At 71.7% G+C, this 17,522-nt stretch carries 18 protein-coding genes; 6 read left to right on the top strand and 12 right to left on the bottom strand.

Annotated elements, in window-relative coordinates; translation table 11 throughout:
* Window positions 1-49: 49 nt before the first annotated feature.
* The 3 genes from LADH09A_RS26735 to fxsA all read right to left on the bottom strand — a co-directional run bounded on the left by LADH09A_RS26735 (window position 50) and on the right by fxsA (window position 3,368).
* Window positions 50-874, bottom strand: coding sequence for an AAC(3) family N-acetyltransferase (locus tag LADH09A_RS26735; protein ID WP_238648374.1), 825 nt, complete (start codon window positions 872-874; stop codon window positions 50-52).
* A complete protein-coding gene (locus tag LADH09A_RS26730; RefSeq protein WP_238648373.1) occupies window positions 858-3,125 on the bottom strand; it encodes an FxsB family cyclophane-forming radical SAM/SPASM peptide maturase in 2,268 nt (755 codons plus the stop codon). The genes LADH09A_RS26735 and LADH09A_RS26730 overlap by 17 nt, the downstream gene beginning before the upstream one ends.
* Before the next feature lie 63 nt (window positions 3,126-3,188).
* Window positions 3,189-3,368, bottom strand: a complete 180-nt coding sequence (gene fxsA / locus LADH09A_RS26725) for an FxSxx-COOH cyclophane-containing RiPP peptide (protein ID WP_238648372.1) — start codon at window positions 3,366-3,368, stop codon at window positions 3,189-3,191.
* Between the two features lie 152 nt (window positions 3,369-3,520).
* On the opposite strand from fxsA, the gene LADH09A_RS26720 reads away from it, so the two are divergent.
* Window positions 3,521-3,775, top strand: a complete 255-nt coding sequence (locus LADH09A_RS26720; RefSeq protein WP_238648371.1) for a DUF2277 domain-containing protein — start codon at window positions 3,521-3,523, stop codon at window positions 3,773-3,775.
* A 60-nt stretch (window positions 3,776-3,835) separates the two neighbouring features.
* Here LADH09A_RS26720 and LADH09A_RS26715 read toward each other — a convergent pair whose 3' ends face one another.
* Complete coding sequence (locus LADH09A_RS26715) at window positions 3,836-4,315, bottom strand: hypothetical protein (protein ID WP_238648370.1); 480 nt, start codon at window positions 4,313-4,315, stop codon at window positions 3,836-3,838.
* 250 nt (window positions 4,316-4,565) lie between these two features.
* Entirely contained in the window at window positions 4,566-5,555 is a 990-nt protein-coding gene (gene selD / locus LADH09A_RS26710) for a selenide, water dikinase SelD (protein ID WP_238648369.1), read from the bottom strand.
* 195 nt (window positions 5,556-5,750) lie between these two features.
* Between selD and LADH09A_RS26705 the strand changes: the two genes are divergently transcribed.
* The 5 genes from LADH09A_RS26705 to LADH09A_RS26685 all read left to right on the top strand — a co-directional run bounded on the left by LADH09A_RS26705 (window position 5,751) and on the right by LADH09A_RS26685 (window position 9,561).
* Window positions 5,751-6,506 carry an amino acid ABC transporter ATP-binding protein gene (locus LADH09A_RS26705; RefSeq protein WP_238648368.1) on the top strand — a complete coding sequence of 252 codons (756 nt, stop codon included), beginning with the start codon at window positions 5,751-5,753 and terminating at the stop codon, window positions 6,504-6,506.
* Between the two features lie 56 nt (window positions 6,507-6,562).
* Entirely contained in the window at window positions 6,563-7,438 is an 876-nt protein-coding gene (locus LADH09A_RS26700) for a glutamate ABC transporter substrate-binding protein (protein ID WP_238648366.1), read from the top strand.
* A gap of 41 nt (window positions 7,439-7,479) precedes the next feature.
* Entirely contained in the window at window positions 7,480-8,187 is a 708-nt protein-coding gene (locus LADH09A_RS26695) for an amino acid ABC transporter permease (RefSeq protein WP_238648365.1), read from the top strand.
* Entirely contained in the window at window positions 8,184-9,152 is a 969-nt protein-coding gene (locus LADH09A_RS26690) for an amino acid ABC transporter permease (RefSeq protein WP_238648363.1), read from the top strand. The genes LADH09A_RS26695 and LADH09A_RS26690 overlap by 4 nt, the downstream gene beginning before the upstream one ends.
* 79 nt (window positions 9,153-9,231) lie before the next feature.
* A complete protein-coding gene (locus LADH09A_RS26685; protein ID WP_238648361.1) occupies window positions 9,232-9,561 on the top strand; it encodes a hypothetical protein in 330 nt (109 codons plus the stop codon).
* A gap of 39 nt (window positions 9,562-9,600) precedes the next feature.
* Here LADH09A_RS26685 and rny read toward each other — a convergent pair whose 3' ends face one another.
* The 7 genes from rny to LADH09A_RS26650 all read right to left on the bottom strand — a co-directional run bounded on the left by rny (window position 9,601) and on the right by LADH09A_RS26650 (window position 17,257).
* Window positions 9,601-11,367 (bottom strand): ribonuclease Y, encoded by a 1,767-nt coding sequence (rny, locus tag LADH09A_RS26680; RefSeq protein ID WP_238648359.1) that lies wholly within the window; start codon window positions 11,365-11,367, stop codon window positions 9,601-9,603.
* A 582-nt stretch (window positions 11,368-11,949) separates the two neighbouring features.
* Complete coding sequence (locus tag LADH09A_RS26675) at window positions 11,950-12,639, bottom strand: regulatory protein RecX (RefSeq protein WP_238648358.1); 690 nt, start codon at window positions 12,637-12,639, stop codon at window positions 11,950-11,952.
* A 14-nt stretch (window positions 12,640-12,653) separates the two neighbouring features.
* Complete coding sequence (gene recA, locus LADH09A_RS26670; RefSeq protein ID WP_007456801.1) at window positions 12,654-13,700, bottom strand: recombinase RecA; 1,047 nt, start codon at window positions 13,698-13,700, stop codon at window positions 12,654-12,656.
* 184 nt (window positions 13,701-13,884) lie between these two features.
* A complete protein-coding gene (locus tag LADH09A_RS26665) occupies window positions 13,885-14,085 on the bottom strand; it encodes a DUF3046 domain-containing protein (RefSeq protein WP_238648357.1) in 201 nt (66 codons plus the stop codon).
* 5 nt (window positions 14,086-14,090) lie between these two features.
* Window positions 14,091-15,461 carry an MFS transporter gene (locus tag LADH09A_RS26660; protein ID WP_238648355.1) on the bottom strand — a complete coding sequence of 457 codons (1,371 nt, stop codon included), beginning with the start codon at window positions 15,459-15,461 and terminating at the stop codon, window positions 14,091-14,093.
* A 220-nt stretch (window positions 15,462-15,681) separates the two neighbouring features.
* On the bottom strand, window positions 15,682-16,161 hold the full coding sequence (locus LADH09A_RS26655) for a hypothetical protein (RefSeq protein WP_238648353.1): 480 nt from the start codon (window positions 16,159-16,161) through the stop codon (window positions 15,682-15,684).
* A 391-nt stretch (window positions 16,162-16,552) separates the two neighbouring features.
* A complete protein-coding gene (locus tag LADH09A_RS26650) occupies window positions 16,553-17,257 on the bottom strand; it encodes a UdgX family uracil-DNA binding protein (protein ID WP_238648351.1) in 705 nt (234 codons plus the stop codon).
* Between the last annotated feature and the right edge of the window lie 265 nt (window positions 17,258-17,522).

Genomic DNA, 17,522 nt, shown 5'->3' with positions numbered 1-17,522 from the left:
TGCCCCTCCGCCCTCCCCACGCGGCCGGAACATCAGCGTAGTCCCCGCGTCAACGCTGCGCCGCCAAGCGGTTCGCGGCGAACCAGCCGACCGCGAAGTCCACGGCGGCTCGCGCCGGCAGCAGGCGGGCCTGGGCGCGCCCGACCCGACCGCGCTGAACGAACGGTGTGCCGTCGAGCGCGGCACCCACCTGGGGAAAATCGCGGTCGTCCAGGTCGAGCCCGCGAAAGTCGAGGCGTACGCGGCGGCCGTCGACGAGCCGGAAGCAGTGGTAGTCGCGCTCCGGCGTCGGCACCGGCAGCCGGTACTCGGCCAGGTGCAGGGCGCTGCACGCCTCGTAGCCGAGGCCGAGCAGCAGGATCTGCCCGTCGGCCGCGTACAGGCCACCCACCGGTGAGCGTTGTCCCAGGTGGCAGGTGAGGTCGTGGCCGTCGGTGAGCTGCCGGGCCCGAGGGCCGAGCGCGGCGAACGAGGTCTGCGGATGGTCACTGCGCACCGCACCGGGGGCACAGCGGACGTACTCGGCGAGCACGCCCATCCGCTGCGAGGGCGTGGTCTGGCGGTCCCAGCCCGGCAGTGCCGCCTCGTACCGGTCACGCTGCGCCCGATCCATTTCGGCGACGGCCGCGAGGTGGGCCCGGGAGGTGGTCGAGTTGCCGTCGGTCTGGGTGGGCACCAGCAGCGTGCCGGCCGGGCCGAGGACGTCGCGCAGGGCGCCGGCGAGGGTCGCGGGGCCGTGCTCCAGCGGGCCCACCCGGCGCAGACCGCAGTGCACCAGGAGGCACACACCCGGGCGTACGCCCAACGCCCGCAGGTCGTCGACGAGGTGGGAACGGCCCAGGGTGGGCGGATGCCGTTCATCCGGACCCGACACGGGTCTCCTCCAGGGCGTGGCGCAGCTGACCGACGAAGCGCTCACCGGCCGCGGTGAGCGACCGGCTGGCCAGCAGCGCGTCGGCGCCCTCCCGTGTCCACGCCAGGAAACGGGCGGCGTGCGCCGACGCGTCCCCGTTGTCGGTGGCCGCCCGGGACCGCCACACCTGGGTGACGGCCAGGTGGGCGTACACCCCCTGGAGCACCCCCTCGGGTGGCCGCGGGTCGGGGCGCCACGGCACCGTGATCCGGGTGCCCTGCCCGGGGGTCACCAGGTCGTACCGGTCGAGGACGGCGCCGAGCTTCGCGTGCTGCCACTCGTGCACGAGCAGCACCGCCACCGTCTCCGGGTCCGGATGGGGGGTGACGGCGACCGCGCCGAACGCGTGCCGGGCGGTCGCGCTGCGCAGTGGTCGCGCCGGGTCGGGTGCCAGCGGCACGACGACGCGCAGACCGCCGTCGAGCGACGCGGCGTGCGCCGGCACGTCCCGGCACACGACCCGCCAGGCCTCGACCAGGGTACGGCCCAGCGCCTGCACGGCCGGGTCGTCCAGGCGCGCCGCCACCGGTTGGCCGTAGCAGTCCCGGTACGGGTCGCCGTCCTCGATGAGCAGCCGGCCAGCCGGCACGTTTCGCACCGGTCGCCAGCCGGCCGACGGCTCGCCCGCGTCGAGGAGGACCGTCCGGTCCGCCGACCCGCCCCGCACGCGGAAGCCGCCGGGCAGCACTGTCACCTCGGCGCGCTCGCCCAGGCCGGGCAACAGCAGGCTGCCGAGCGTGGGCACCGTGATCGCGTCGGCCCGCACCGGGACGTCCACCGTGACGGGGACTCCCGCCCGGACGGCCGCCGCGACGGCGAGGGCCGGCAGCGGGTCGGCCGCCGCGCCGACGTCGGACCGGGCCGCCGGGTCGAGGCGGTGCACCAGCCACGGGCGGACGAAGGGGTGCTCCAGGACCGCTCGGACCGCCTCCGGCGCCGTCAGCTCAAGGTCGGCGAGCGTCTCCCAGGCGGCCGCGCTGTCGGACATCTCCCGGCAGGCCGCCAGGAGCATCCGGGTGATGGCCAGCTGGTCGTCGGCGAGCCGTCTGACCGTCTGCGGCGACCCGTGCCCGGTCGCCAGGTCGTCCAGCAGGTCGTCGAGCGGCGACGCGGTGGACCACTCGCTGGGCGGGGCCTGCGCGGGCCCCGGGTAGGCGTCCACGCTGTCGATCAGGCGGAAAAGGTCGGCGCAGTAGACCGAGGGGTTGTCGAAGCCGGAGCCGGTGCGCCAGCGGTGGGCGTACAGGCCTCCGCCGCACCGGTCGACCACCGGGCAGGCCCGGCAGGTGGCGCAGAGCCCCTGCACGCCGTCCTGTCGGACGGCGACCCCGGGATGACCGGCGGCCTCGTCCACCGAGTGGTCGAACACGTCGAACCCGGTGCCGGCCGCGCCGTGGTACGCCGTCTTCAGCGAGTCGACCTGCTCCCAGGTGCCGTCCGCCTCGACCACCAGTACGTCGGCCGGCGCGAGGCCGAACGCCTCGGTGCCGCCGCCACCCGGGCGCAGCGCCTCGAACAGCCGGATCGAGCCGGGCTGCCCGTCGTCCACCCACCGCCGGTGGATCCGCCCCAGCCAGTCCGCGTACGGGGTGGCGCCGGGGCCGGGACGCTGCGGTGGGTGGTCCCAGGTGGCGTGGGGCAGCAGCAGATCGACCCGGGGCGGGCTCTCGGCCAGCAGCGCCTCGTAGACCCGGTCCGGATCGTTGCGGACGTCGACGGTGCAGAGGATGCCGGCGTAGCTGCTGCGGTACGCCGGTCGCCGGAGCAGGGCCAGGGCCCGCCGGACCTGCTCGTGGCTGCTACCGCCGTGGGCGAAGACCCGGTGGCGGTCGTTGGCGGCACGGTCGCCGTCGAACGACACACCCACCCGCACGTCGTGGTCGACGAGCACCTGGCACAGCTCCTCGTCGAGCAGCACACCGTTGGTCTGCATACGCAGGTCGAGCCGCGTCCACGGGGTGATCGTCGCCCGCAGCTCGGCCAGCACCTCACGCAGCCCGGCGGCGCCCAGCAGCAGCGGCTCACCCCCGTGCAGCACGACGTGCACGTCCGGCAGCTGGTGCTCGCGGGCGTGCTCGGCGATGCGCCGTGCGGCGGCGCGCACCGTCGCCGGTGGCATCCGCACCGGTCGGCCCCGCCAGGTCTGGTCGGCATGCTGGTAGACGTAGCAGTGGTCGCAGCTGAGGTCGCACCGACTGTGCACCTTCAGCACGAACTGGCTGATCCGCCGGCAGGATCCGCCCGCTCCGGGTGCACCGCACCGGCAGACCATCGCTCAGATGGACGAGTTGAAGGCGGCGACCGGCACGGGCACCGACTGGCCCACGACGACGCGCCGGCGGACCGCCTCGATCAGATCGGCGTGCTCGACGGTGATCTGATCCAGCGGGGTGTGCAGGCTGCGTGCGAGGTCATCTGGGTCGGGACGGGGTGAGCGGGTGGGGGCATGGTCCACAATGAGTCTCCGGGGGCCCGGGGCGCTGGGGGCGCGAGCGGCGAGAATGGCTCGAAAGGCTCTGGTCCGTGACCAGGATAGACAAATATCGACCCAGTGTCACCGTCGGTACAGCCGTCGGCACCACGAGTGGTAACCCGAGAGGAGCGCACATGTGTCGGAGCATCAAGACGTTGCGTGAGCCGTTCACCCCGCAGGTGACCGACGCGGACGTCGAGGCGGCGGCGTTGCAGTACGTCCGGAAGATCTCTGGCTTCCGGGCGCCCGCCTCGCACAACGCCGCCGCGTTCGACGCCGCGGTGGCCTCCGTGGCCGAGGCGACGCGCACCCTGCTCGACCAACTGGTGGTGCGGGGTGCCGGCTCGGGCACCCCGGACCGGCAGGCCACCGCCTCCCACTCCCACTGACGACCAGCGCGGACCGACTCACCAGCCCGAGCACCCGGCCGGGGCCTGACCTGCGAGAGGTCAGGCCGCGGCGAGCGCCGGGGCGACCGTGTCGGGCGCCCAACGCGAGCGGTGACACTGCGACCAGCCCCGGCAGCCCGGGTCGCCCAGCGTGCAGAGCCGCCGCCTGCTGAGCACCTCACCGTCGTCGGTGTCCCGCACGTCGAAGTGCACCGGGCGGACCGTCCCGTCCGGGGCCACGAGCAGGTGCCGGCCCGCGTCGAGCGTGTCGTCGCGCAACAGGCAGTTGCGGCCCAGCAGTCGCGCGAGCGCGGCGATGCTGGCGTGCTCGGGGAGCCGCTCGGGCACCCCGTAGCAGTCCACCACCGTCGCGAACTCGCCCGGCGCCTGCCAGACGTCACACACCACCGCGTACGCCGGCAACCGCGCCGGATCGGCCACCGCCAGCGGCATCACCACCCGGCCAAGCGCCTCGGCCAGCGCCGGGTAGACCTCCACGGGTTGAGCCCCGTCGATTCTCCAGTTCCACAGCTCGGTCATTCCGCCTCCTCGCTGCGTTCGTCCCCACCGGCCTCCGGATCGGGCCTTACACACGATGGTGGGGGGCATTTGACCCCAGCCGGGCGCAAGTTACCGGTCTGTGACCATTCCGGGCAAAATTTCCCTGAGCACCATTGCTCGGAGTAGCGGGAAGGTGACAGTTTATCGGGTATGGTGCCCCGTCCGCACCACCACGGCCGCGTGTCCGTCGACCATCCCCGCAGGTCGCACGGCGCGTCGGCCGGGGCCCTCAGCGCAGGACGACGAGGTGCTCACTTCGGGGCAGCAGCTCGCCCACCACGGGCGCGCCGGGCACCTCTCCGGCCACCAGCAGACCGCCGGAGGTCTGCGCGTCGGCCAGCAGCAGCCGTTCGTCCTCGCCCGCCGCCCCGAAGTCGGTCCACGGGGTCACCCACTCCAGGTTGCGCCGGCTGCCGCCACTGACGTAGCCGTCGCGCAGCGCCTCCCGCGCGCCCGCCAGATAGGGCACCCGGGCCGTGTCGATGGCCACGGTGAGCTGGCTGGCCCGGGCCAGTTTCGAGGCGTGCCCGAGCAACCCGAACCCGGTCACGTCGGTGCCACAGCGGATGCCGGCGGCGACCGCCGCACGGGCCGCGTCCCGGTTGAGCGCGCTCATCGAGGCCACCGCCTCCGGGAAGCTCTCACCGGTGGTCTTGTGCCGGGTGTTCAGCACACCGACCCCGAGGGGCTTCGTCAGGGACAACGGCACACCGGCCCGCCCGGCGTCGAGGGTGATGAGCTCCTCCGGCCGGACCGTGCCGGTGACCGCGAGGCCGTACTTCGGGCCGTCGTCGTCCACGCTGTGCCCACCCGCCAGGTGGCAGCCGGCCTCCCGCGCCACGTCCTGCCCCCCGCGCAGGACCTCGCCGGCCAACTCCATCGGCAGCACGTCGCGCGGCCAGCAGAGCAGGTTGAGCGCGATCAACGGGGTGCCGCCCATCGCGTACACGTCGGAGAGCGCGTTGGCCGCGGCGATCCGACCCCAGTCGTACGCGTCGTCGACCACCGGGGTGAAGAAGTCGGCGGTGCTGACCAGGCCGGTCCGCTCGTCCAGGCGCACCACGGCAGCGTCGTCGCCGTGATCCAGGCCGACCAGCAGCTCGGCGGTGCCGGTCGCCGGGCCGAGACCGGCCACCATGATCTCCAGCTCGCCCGGCGGGATCTTGCAGGCGCAGCCACCGCCGCGGGCGTAACGGGTCAGCCGTACCGGTTCGGTCATCCACCCATGATCGCGACAACGCGCCACGATCGCCACCGTTGTGGCCCTTACCGTGACCGGAATCGGACGGCCGACGCCGATCGTGACCGGTGTTACCGCTCCGTGACCCGCTGAGTTGCATTCCGCCACTTCGGGCCGCCTACAGTGGCCGCACCGGGGGTCAACCGACCCCGATCCGGGAGATGACAGGGGACGGTGGACGACGTGACGACGGGCGAACCGCTCATCGTGCTGGACGCGGTCAACAAGTGGTTCGGGCCGCTGCACGTGCTGGACGACGTCTCGCTGTCGGTGGGTCGGGGCGAGGTGGTCGTGGTGATCGGCCCGTCCGGCTCCGGCAAGTCGACGCTGTGCCGCACCATCAACCGACTGGAGCCGATCAATTCCGGCACCATCACCTTCGACGGCCAGCCGCTGCCGGCCGAGGGCAAGCCCCTCGCACAGCTGCGCAGCGAGGTGGGGATGGTCTTCCAGTCCTTCAACCTCTTCGCGCACAAGACCATCCTGGAGAACGTCACCCTCGGCCCGATCAAGGTCCGCAAGGAGAAGCCGGCCGCCGCCCGCGAGCGCGGCCTGGCCCTGCTCGACCGGGTCGGCATCGCCAACCAGGCGGACAAGTTCCCCGCCCAGCTCTCCGGCGGGCAGCAGCAGCGGGCGGCCATCGCCCGGGCGCTGGCCATGCAGCCCAAGGCGATGCTCTTCGACGAGCCGACCAGCGCGCTGGACCCGGAGATGGTCGGCGAGGTGCTCGAGGTGATGACCTCACTGGCCAGCGACGGTATGACGATGGTCGTGGTCACGCACGAGATGGGCTTCGCCCGGCACGCGGCGAACCGGGTCATCTTCATGGCCGACGGGCAACTGGTCGAGGACGCCCCGCCAGCGGAGTTCTTCGCGAACCCGCGCAGCGAGCGGGCCCGAGACTTCCTCTCCAAGATCCTCACGCACTAGGCGTCCGTAGTGGAGCGCGCCGTACTCGGTGGGCTCCGTTGAAGAAGGAGAAGAGTATGCGTATCAAGCGCGTTGCGGCAGTCGCCGCGGTCGCCGCTCTGGCGCTCGGCCTCACCGCCTGTGGTGGCGACGACGGCGGGGACACCGGTGCGGGCAGCAAGTCCTTCGCCGCCGGCAGCACCATGGAGAAGCTGAACAAGGCCCAGAAGATCAAGGTCGGCACGAAGTTCGACCAGCCCGGCTTCGGGCTGAAGGGCCTGTCCGGCAAGCCGGAGGGCTTCGACGTCGAGGTCGCCAAGATCATTGTCAAGGAGCTCGGCATCCCCGAGGACAAGATCGAGTGGGTCGAGGCCCCCTCGAAGGTCCGCGAGGACGTGATCGTCAACGGCACCGTCGACCTGGTCGCCGCGACCTACACGATCAACGACAAGCGCAAGGAGCGGATCGCCTTCGCAGGCCCGTACTACGAGGCCGGCCAGAACATCCTGGTCAAGAAGGACGACACCACCATCACCGGTCCGGACTCGTTCAAGGACGGCACCAAGAAGGTCTGCTCGGTCACCGGTTCCACCCCGGCCGAGACGATCAAGCAGTACGTCAAGGACGTCGGCACCCAGCTGGTGCTCTTCGACACCTACGACAAGTGCCGGGACGCCCTCAAGGGCGGCCAGGTCAACGCCGTGACCACGGACAACGTGATCCTGCTCGGCTACATCGCCAAGGACGAGGCCTCCTTCAAGCTGGCCGGCAGCAACTTCACCAAGGAGCCGTACGGCATCGGGGTGAAGAAGGAGGACGCGGACTTCCGCAGCTTCATCAACGACACGCTGGACAAGGCGGTCTCCGACGGCAGCTGGAAGAAGGCCTGGGACAACACCGCCGGCAAGTTCGGCGCGGAACTGGGCTCGGCGCCCACCATCAACCGCTACTGATCTGATCCTTCGATCTGGAGGGTGGGGAGGAACACCGAGCCGTGAACGTGCTCATCGACAAGTTCGACGTCTTTGCGGGTGGTTTCTGGCTCACCCTCCAGATCTGCATCCTCGCCGCGATCGGCGCCCTCATCCTGGGCGCCATCGTGGCGGTGCTCCGCATCTCGCCGGTGCCGCCCCTGCGGGCGGTCGGCACCAGTTACGTGAACGTCTTCCGCAACATGCCGCTGACCGTGGTGATGTTCTTCGCCGCGTTCGGCCTGCCGGCACTCGGCTCCAACGCGGACTTCCTCCGCATCCCGGTGATCGACTCGTTGTTCACCCGACTCGGCACCGACCTCCCGTACTTCCGGTTCGCGCTGATCGCCCTGGTGCTCTACACCGCGGCGTTCGTCTGCGAGGCGCTGCGGTCCGGGGTGAACGCGGTGCCCGCCGGCCAGGCGGAGGCGGCGCGGTCACTGGGCCTTACCTTCGGGCAGAACCTGCGCCACGTCGTGCTGCCGCAGTCCTGGCAGGCCTCGGTGGTGCCGCTCGGATCGGTGATCATCGCGATGATCAAGAATTCGGCGCTGGCCGGCTTCTTCGGGGTGGTCGGTGACCTCTCGGCCACCGCCGATCAGCTCACCGGAGCCGAGGGGTACGCCTTCGTCCCGGTCGCCATCGGCATCTCGATCGGCTACCTGATCATGACGGTGCCGCTCGGCGCCCTGCTGGACCGGATCGAGAAGCGACAGGCGGTGGCCCGATGAGTCAGCAGACCAGCGTCCTCTACGACGTCCCCGGCCCCCGGCAGCGGCGGATCACCCTGATCAGCAGCATCGTCGCCGGCGTGGTCCTGCTCGTCGGGGCGTACTTCCTGATCTACCGGCCCCTGGACAGGAACGGTCAGCTCTCGATGGAGCTGTGGGGCCCGCTGGTCGACCCCTCCAACGAGAACTTCTCCCAGGTGTGGGACCGGATCGGCCTCGGCTTCAAGAACACCCTGATCGCGGCGGCCCTGGCCATCGTCTCCTCACTGGTGATCGGCACGCTGCTCGCCCTGCTGCGGATCCAGCTCAAGAGCCTGACCAGACGGCGGTTCGTCGGCATGGCGACGCCGCTGGCGTACCTGCTGCGCGGGCTGAGCGCGCTGCTGTCGGCGATCACCCGCGTCTGCGTCGAGGTGTTCCGCGGCCTGCCCGTTGTGATCACCATCTTCTTCGTGGCCCGCGGCTTCCCCGAGTTCGGCCTCTACTTCGACAACCTCTGGTACCTGGTCATCGGCCTCACCATCTACAACTCGGTGGTGATCGGCGAGATCCTCCGCTCCGGCATGGAGGGGCTGCCGGGCGGTCAGGCGGAGGCCGCGGCCGCAATCGGGCTCTCCCCGACACAGACCACCCGGATGATCCTGCTGCCACAGGCCTTCCGGATCATGCTGCCGGCCCTGATCAGCCAGCTGGTCGTGGTGCTCAAGGACACCTCGCTGGGGTTCATCATCAGCTACGAGGAGACCCTGAACATCGGCAAGCAGATCATCGGCGTGCTGGGCAACCCCATCCAGGTCTACGTCGTGATCGCCGTGCTCTTCATCGTGGTGAACTACTCGCTGTCGAAGCTCGCCCAGTACGTCCAGCGACGGCTCGCCCGGGGCCGCAAGACCGCGGCCACCCCGGCGCAGAACCCGCCGCCGGCGGCACTGATGTCCCAGGCCGAGGGCGGCGCCGGCAGCTGACGCGCAGCTCGCAGTAGGGGGCCAGTCCGGTGTCCGGGCTGGCCCCCGTTCTGCTCCCACACGGGGCATACTCCCACCGATGAACACCGTTGCCCGGTCCGTCCTCGGCGCGGTGCTGGCGCTGGCCGCCGCCACCGTCGTCTACGCGCACGGGGTGTGGGTGGGCCACTTCCTCGATCTGAGGGCCACCACCGGATACTGTCCCGCGAAGCCGTTGGCGTCGACGTCGACCAGCGCCCACCTGCTGCCGCTGCGGCACACCTGCCACTACGCCGACGGCACCACCGGCGAGCTGGTGCCCGCGTACGTCAACCCGATCCTGTTCCTCTGTCTCGCCGTCGGGGTGGCGTGCACGGCACTGGCCGTGCGATCCGCCCGCCGGACGGCCAGGCCCAGCCCGACCCGGTGAGAGGGCCGGGCCGCCCGCCGGACCGGCGGGCGCGACAGACTAACGGGCGATCTCGGTGACCCGGGACTCGCGGACCACGGTGACCCGGATCTGACCCGGGTAGGTCAGCTCCTCCTCGATCTGCTTGGCCACGTCCCGGGCCAGCACGGCCGCGCCGATGTCGTCCACGTCGTCCGGCTTGACCATCACCCGGATCTCCCGGCCGGCCTGCATGGCGAAGACCTTGTCCACGCCGAGCTTGCCCGCCGCGATCTCCTCGATCCGCTCCAGGCGCTTGACGTACGCCTCAAGACTCTCCCGACGCGCGCCCGGCCGACCGCCGGAGCAGGCGTCGGAGGCCTGGGTGAGGACGGCCTCGATGGTCTGCGGGGGCACCTCGTTGTGGTGCGCCTCGATGGCGTGCACCACGTCCTCGTGCTCGCCGTACTTGCGAGCCAGGTCCGCGCCGATGATGGCGTGGCTGCCCTCCACCTCGTGGGTGAGCGCCTTGCCGATGTCGTGCAGGAACGCCGACCGTTTGATGATGGGCACGTCCAGCCGCAGCTCGGCGGCCATGATGCCGGCGATGTGCGCGGTCTCGACCAGGTGCTTGAGCACGTTCTGCCCGTACGAGGTGCGGTAGCGCAGCCGGCCGAGCAGGGTCACCAGCTCCGGGTGGATCTCGGTGATGCCGACCTCGACCAGGGCGTCCTCGGCGGCGCGGAGGCAGAGCTGCTCCACCTCCTGCCGGGCCAGGTCGTAGACCTCCTCGATCCGGTGCGGGTGGATCCGCCCGTCCAGCACCAGCTTCTCCAGCGTCAACCGACCCACCTCCCGGCGGACCGGGTCGAAGCAGGAGAGCAGCACCGCCTCGGGGGTGTCGTCGATGATCAGGTTGACGCCGGTCACCGACTCGAAGGCGCGGATGTTGCGCCCCTCCCGGCCGATGATCCGCCCCTTCATCTCGTCACCGGGTAGGTGCAGGACGCTGACCACGCTCTCCGCGGTCTGCTCGCTGGCGACCCGCTGGATGGCGTCCACCACGATGTGTCGGGCCCGCTGCTCGGCGGTGTTGCGCGCGTCGGACTCGATGTCCCGCACGAGCAGCGCCGCCTCCCGCTTGGCAGACGTCTCGATCGCCTCGACCAGCTCCAGTCGCGCCGAGTCGGCGGTGAGCCCGGCGATCCGTTCCAGCTCCCGGCGGCGCAGCTCCTCCGACTCGGTCAGCTCGGCCTCCCGCTGGGCGAGCGCGGACTCCCGGGCGGCGAGGGCGGCTTTCGCCGCGGTGAGCTGCCGCTCCCGCTCGGCGAACCGCTCCACCTCCTCGGTGTGCATCCGCTCCCGCTCGTCCATCCGGGCTGCCCGGCGTTCCACCTCCGCGGCCTGTTCCCGGGTGGTGGCGGCAAGCACCGCGACCTCCCGCTCGCCGCTGCGCCGGGCCGTGGTGCGCAACTGCTCGGCGTCCGCCTCGGCCTGCTTGTGGGCGCGCTCCAGAACGGTGTCCGCCTCGGCACGGGCGTCATCGAGAACCCGGCGCGCCTCCGCACGGGCTGCCTTCGCCTCGGCCTTCGCCGCCGCCGCCTCGGTACGGGCCGCCGCGGCGGCGGACTTCGCCACGTCGATCGTGCTGCTGGCCTCGTCGGCGGCGGTCCGCAGGGCAGCGAGAGACTGCTCCTGGCGGTCCTTCTCGGCGATGAAGGCGGGATCCTCCGGAGCCGGCGCGGCGCCCATCCGGCGCAGTGTCCGGATGCCCACCAGCACGGCCCCGATCACCACCACCGCGAGGACGAGGACGGCCGCGAGGAGCACGACGTCGAAGGCGTTCATGCCGGGACCCCGTCGGGTCTACCGGTGAACCTGTGCCGCCGCCCCGCCATGGCCGCCTCCCCTAAGGTCGAGACCGCAGCGACCGTGCCGGGGGCACACTCCTGCGGCTGTGGACGCCCGACCGGAGCGGCTGGCCGTGGGTAGCTCTCTGCGCCGGCGGTGCCTGCGGGCAACGTCGGCGACCGGGTGCAGTTGTCGCGGCGTCCCGGACCGGCCAGTCCGGAGTTGCCGCCAAAGGCCGTGGAGTCGGCCAAAGTGATGCTGTCTTGTTACGCGATCTATGTTGTGCGCTTAGCCTGCAATGGTCGGGCAATGTGAGCCTGTATGGCGAGGCTAGGTCGCCGGGGGTGCTCTGGTCAAGGACTCATGATCAAACCCCCCGAACGGAGAGAAGTTGAATCGTCACCCAAAGCTGATGCCGTTGCGGACACGGGGGGACAAAGACGGCGAGCTGGCTGCCCCGATCCGGATGTCGTACCTGTTCAGCGACGGCGACACCGCGCGCGGAGCCGACTTTGTGACAACCACGACCCCACACCCGCGCCGTCACCGCCGAGCCGAGCAACCCGGCGGCCCCGGCCGTCAGTCGGACGCGCGGTTGTCGCGGTCCGTTTCGCCCTCCGCGTCGGCGAGCGCGTCGGCGTCGATCTGCTCGGCGAACTCGGCCGCCTCGGCGCTCTGCGCGGCCAGCGCGTCCTTCACCGCCCGGATCGCCACGCCGGGCGGGTAGCCCTTGCGGGCCAACATGCCCACCAGCCGACGGAAGATCGCGTCGGGCTCACCTCGGGCGGTGCGCAGCTTGCGCTCCACGAGGGTGCGGGCGGTGTCGGCCTCGGTCTCCTCGTCCAGCTCACCGAGCGCCTCGGTGGCCACCTCGCCGTCCACGCCCTTGCGGCGCAGCTCGTTGGCGAGCGCCCGGCGAGCCAGGCCGCGCCCGGTGTGCCGGCTGGACACCCAGGCTCGGGCGAAGGCGGCGTCGTCGATGATGCCGACCTCGTCATAGCGGTCGAGCACCTCGGCCGACACCTGCTCGGAGATGCCCCGCTTGGCCAACGCCCCGGCCAGCTCGGCCCGGGTGCGTGGCCGGACGGCAAGCTGGCGCAGACAGATCTCGCGGGCCACCTCCGACTCGTCGCGGGGTGGGGCCGGCGGCTTGTCCGCCGGTGGCTCGGCCTGGCGGCCCCGTCGAGGACGGGGTGAGTCACTGGCGTCGCCCGTACGAGGCGGACTGGCATCCCAGCCCCGCCCCGTACGGGCACGTCGTCCTGCCATCGGTCAGCGACCGGTCAGAAGTCGACCGGCGGCAGCTCCGGGCCACCGGCGGCGTCACCCGCGCCGACCCCGACGCCGAGCTTCTCCAGGATCTTCTTCTCGATCTCGGCGGCCACGTCCGGGTTTTCCTTCAGGAACTCCCGAGCCTTTTCCTTGCCCTGGCCCAGCTGGTCGCCGTCGTACGTGTACCACGCTCCGGACTTGCGGATGATCGCCTGCTCCACGCCGACGTCGATCAGCGAGCCCTCACGCGAGATGCCCTTGCCGTACATGATGTCGAACTCGGCCTGCTTGAACGGTGCGGCGACCTTGTTCTTCACGACCTTGACCCGGGTGCGGTTGCCGACCACGTCGGTGCCGTCCTTGAGGCTCTCGATGCGTCGCACGTCGAGCCGGACCGAGGCGTAGAACTTCAGCGCCCGACCACCGGTGGTGGTCTCCGGGCTGCCGAACATGACGCCGATCTTTTCCCGCAGCTGGTTGATGAAGATCGCCGTGGTGCCGGTGTTGCTGAGCACACCGGTGATCTTCCGTAGTGCCTGGCTCATCAGCCGGGCCTGGAGGCCCACGTGGCTGTCGCCCATCTCGCCCTCGATCTCGGCACGCGGCACCAGGGCCGCCACCGAGTCGATCACGATGATGTCCAGAGCGCCGGAGCGGATCAGCATGTCCGCGATCTCCAGCGCCTGCTCGCCGGTGTCCGGCTGAGAGACCAGCATCGCGTCGGTGTCGACGCCGAGGGCCTTCGCGTACTCCGGGTCGAGCGCGTGCTCGGCGTCGATGAAGGCGGCGATGCCGCCGTTGCGCTGGGCGTTGGCCACCGCGTGCAGTGCCACCGTGGTCTTACCGCTGGACTCGGGACCGTAGATCTCGACCACCCGGCCCCGGGGCAGGCCGCCGATGCCGAGGGCCACGTCGAGCGCGATGGAACCGGTCGGAATAATCGCGGTCTGGACGACGGGCCGGTCGCCCAGCCGCATCACCGAGCCCTTGCCGAATTGCTTGTCAATCTGAGCGAGAGCAAGGTCGAGTGCCTTCTCCCGGTCAGGCCCTGCTGCCATGGTTGCCACCCCTGCCTTCGCCGGCGTCTTTGCTGAGCTTCGCGTCACGCGGACACGCTAGGCGCTAGGTCCGACAGAAAACCAGCCGACGGGCCGCGAGCTGTGGACGAGCACCCCGCTGTGGACAATAGCCGAACAGGTGTACGACTCGACAAGCGACACGCGGAAGGAGCGAAAAGGCTGCTCAGCGTAGTCGGGCAGGCACTCGGTCGGGGTACGCGGCACAGACCGCCCGCCACACCACGTGCGTCTGCTCCCCCAACGCCAGTGCCTGTTCGATGGTCCGTCCGCCCAGCTGGGACAGCACCTGGTCGCGGGCGATGCTGGCCGCGTAGCCGGGCCCGAACGCCTCATCCAGCCGCGTCCAGAAGTCGGTCAGCCGCACAGTGATCAGCCCTCCTCGTCCGGTGCCCCGGTCGGCACCGGCCGCAACGCTAGCGCCACCAGGGGCACCGCGGCGACCGCCGCGAGCAGGGTGAGCACCGGATAACCGGCGAGCTGCATGACAAACCCGCTCACCACGGCGGCGGCCGCCCCGGCCAACCCCATGATCAGGTCGGAGAACCCCTGGACGCTCGGCCGCACACCGGCCGGCACCGACTCGGACAACAACGTCGAACCGGCCACCATCGTCCCCGACCAGCCCAGCCCGAGCAGCACCAGACCCACCGACAGCCGGGGTGTGTGGTGCCCGGCGGTGCCGGCGACCGCACAGGCGGCCAGCAGCAGCCCGACCCCGCCGAGGATCACCGCCCGTCGGCCGAGCCGGTCGGTGAGCCAACCCACCACCGGGGAGAACGCGTACATGCCCGCGATGTGCAGGCTCAGCACGATGCCGACCAGCCGCAGCACGTCGGCGTCCGCGTGCGACTCACCGAGCCGGACCGGGGTCATCGCCATCACCGCCACCATCACCAGGTGACCCACCGCCACGGCGGCGATGCCGAGCCGGGCCGCGGGTCGCCCGCGTACCACCGACCAGGCCGTCCGCATCCCGGCGGTGCGCGGCGCGCGTACCTTGACCGGCGCGACCGCCGCCGGCGTCTCGGCCGCCACGGCGGTCGCCGGCGCGTCGGCGACCAGCGGAGGGCCGGCCGCCGGCGCGTCGGCCGCCGCGAGCCGGCGCGCGGTCAGCAGCGGATCGGGCCGGAGCAACCCGAGGAGTACGACGGCAGCCAGCACGAACGCGGCCGCGCTGAACGCGAACGGGCCGGCCAGAGGGGGCAGCCCCCAACCGGTGGTGACCCGGTCGGCCAGCGCGGCGAAGTTCGGCGCGGCCACCGCACCGATGGTGGTGGCCCAGACGACGAGGGAGAGCTGCCGCCCTCGGCGGGCCGGCTCGGCGAGGTCCACCGCCGTGTAGCGGGCCTGGAGGTTCGCGGCGGTGCCCCCGCCGAAGAGCAGCATGCCGAGGAAGAGCAACGGCACCCAGCGGGTGGCCGCGGCCAGCACCACCAGCACGCCACCGACGGCGCCGATCGCGTACGCCAGCACCAGGCCGGGGCGGCGACCGTGCCGCGCCATGATCCGGGTGACCGGGACGGCGAGCAGCGCCGCGCCGACCACCCCGGCGCTCTGCGCGACACCGGCCACCGCGGTCCCGGCGATCCGGGCCGCGAGCAGCGCGCCCACGGCGATGCCGATGGTCACGCCGATCCCACCGATGATCTGGGTGGTGAAGAGCAGCCGCAGGGTGCGCCGCTGGATCGACGCGACGTCGGGTCCGGCGACGGTACGCGGCGCGGTCAGGTCGGTCGCCATCGGCGCTCCTCAGGAAGGGGTGCCCCATCCTCGCGCACCCGCACCGACCAGCGGCAGTGGGTTTTGCCGACAGCCGAACCGACGACCTGCTCCGCCGGCCGCCGGGCGCCGGCGCAACTTCCCCGAAGTTGCTGTCTCAGGGCGCCCGAAAGCAGCAGTTTCCCCGATGTTGCGCGGGCGGCGGTTCGGGCGCGAGGGCGGGCGCCCGGGGGAGGTCGTTCTACTCGGGCAGTGCTGGAGGGTTGGGCACGGCCGGCAGGGACGCCAGCCGGCGGATCCGGGTCAGGGTGAGCGCGGCGACGCCCACGCTGACGGCCGCGACCACGCCGAAGATCACCGCGAAGCCCTCGCTGTGCGCGACGAGCAGGGCGAGCAGGACCAGCCCGAGACAGACGCCCAGGATGACGAGTAGCGCCGCCCAGGTGGCCTTTCGCTGCTCTGTCAGGTAGCCGGGCAGCGCGGCCCGCGTGGCCTCGTCCTCGGGCACGGTGCCGGTGCGCACGGCCTCGCGCAGCGCGTACCCCTCGGGATCTGGTCGAGCGTCGCCCAGGATCCGCTGAGTCAGGTAGATCGAGAGGCCGATCCAGATGGTGTTCAGAGCCGCGCCCAGCGCGGCTTCGACCAGCGGCTCCTGTCGGTCGAAGAGCCAGCGCAGCGGCAGCCCGATGAGCAGCGTCAGCGGTGCCCAATAGACGGCCATTATCTGCAGCCCGGACGCCCGCTCGAGGAACCGCTTCCACTTGTGGCGACGTCCGCCGGGCGCAGCAGGCTCACCGGGTGCGGTACCGCCCGCAGCCGACCCACCGGCGGCGGCAGGCTCACCGTGCGCGGCAAGCCCCGCGACGGGCTCACCGGCGGCGGCAGGCTCACCGGCACGACGGGCATCGCTGTCAACGTCCATCGACCCTTGCTACCCGCCCACGACAGCCGCGAAATCCCGCCCGGACCGTCAATCTTGGACAGTTTCCGTTCGCAACTGACGGAAACTGTCCAAGATCTCGCCAGGTTCCGGCCGCGGCCGGCGCGTGCGCGACCGGATCGCCACGGCGATCGAGGGGGCGGCGCGGCAGGGCGGCCAGCAGCGCCGTCGGCTATTCGGGCAGGGCGCGGGTGACGACGGTGAGGTCCGCGACCAGACCCTCGTACGCCTTGTCCTGGTCGTCGGCCCGCAGGACGGCGGACGGGTGGATGGTGGCCAGCAACCGGGCCGGCGGCGCGTCGGCCCGCTTTCCGGCGTCGTCCACCGGCACCTGCTCGAAGTCCGCGGGGCGTTGGGCCGACTCCGGCCAGGGCAGCAGCTCGCCCCGCTGCCGGGTGACCCGGAAGGACGGACCGAGCAGCGCCTTGGCGGCGGTCGCGCCGAGCACCACCACGACCTCCGGACGCAGGCGGGCGAATTCCGCGACCAACCAGGGGCGGCAGGCGGTGATGTGCGTCTGGTCCGGGGTCTGGTGGATCCGCCGCTTGCCGCGCAACTCGAAGCGGAAGTGCTTCACGGCGTTCGTCAGGTAGAGCTGACCCGGGTCCAGCCCGGCGTCGTCGACGGCACGGCGCAGCAGCCGGCCGGCGGGGCCGACGAAGGGCAGCCCCTTCTGGTCCTCCATGTCGCCGGGCTGCTCGCCGACCAGCACCACCCGGGCGCTCTCGTCGCCCCGGCCGAAGACCGTCTGGGAGGCGTCCCGATACAGCTCGCAGCCCCGACAGCCGCCGGAGGCGGTACGCAGGTCGTCGATGGTGTCGGCGTCGGACGGGATGAACCGCTGGGCGCCGGGGGCGCTGTCGGTCTGCTCGGCCATGCCGACTGTTATATACCCGTTCGGTGCTTCCTGCCGGGTACGCCCCGGCGCGATGTCGTCCGCCGCCGCGCGATGTCGTCCGCCGCCGCACGGTGTCGCCCCGCCGCACGGTGTCGCCCGCCGCCGCGGGTCAGTACCCGTTGCCGCCGCCGTCCCCGCCGGAAGAGATCGCGATCAGCACGATGACGATGATGATGATCGCCAGCGCCACCGCGATCCAGATTCCCTTGCGCGCCCCACCTGAAGCCATGCCCCCACCTCCGGC

This window comes from Micromonospora cabrerizensis, from assembly GCF_022230955.1.
GTDB lineage: Bacteria > Actinomycetota > Actinomycetes > Mycobacteriales > Micromonosporaceae > Micromonospora > Micromonospora cabrerizensis.
The sequence above is the reverse complement of the archived record's forward strand: the minus strand, read 5'-3'. Positions and strand labels throughout refer to the sequence as shown.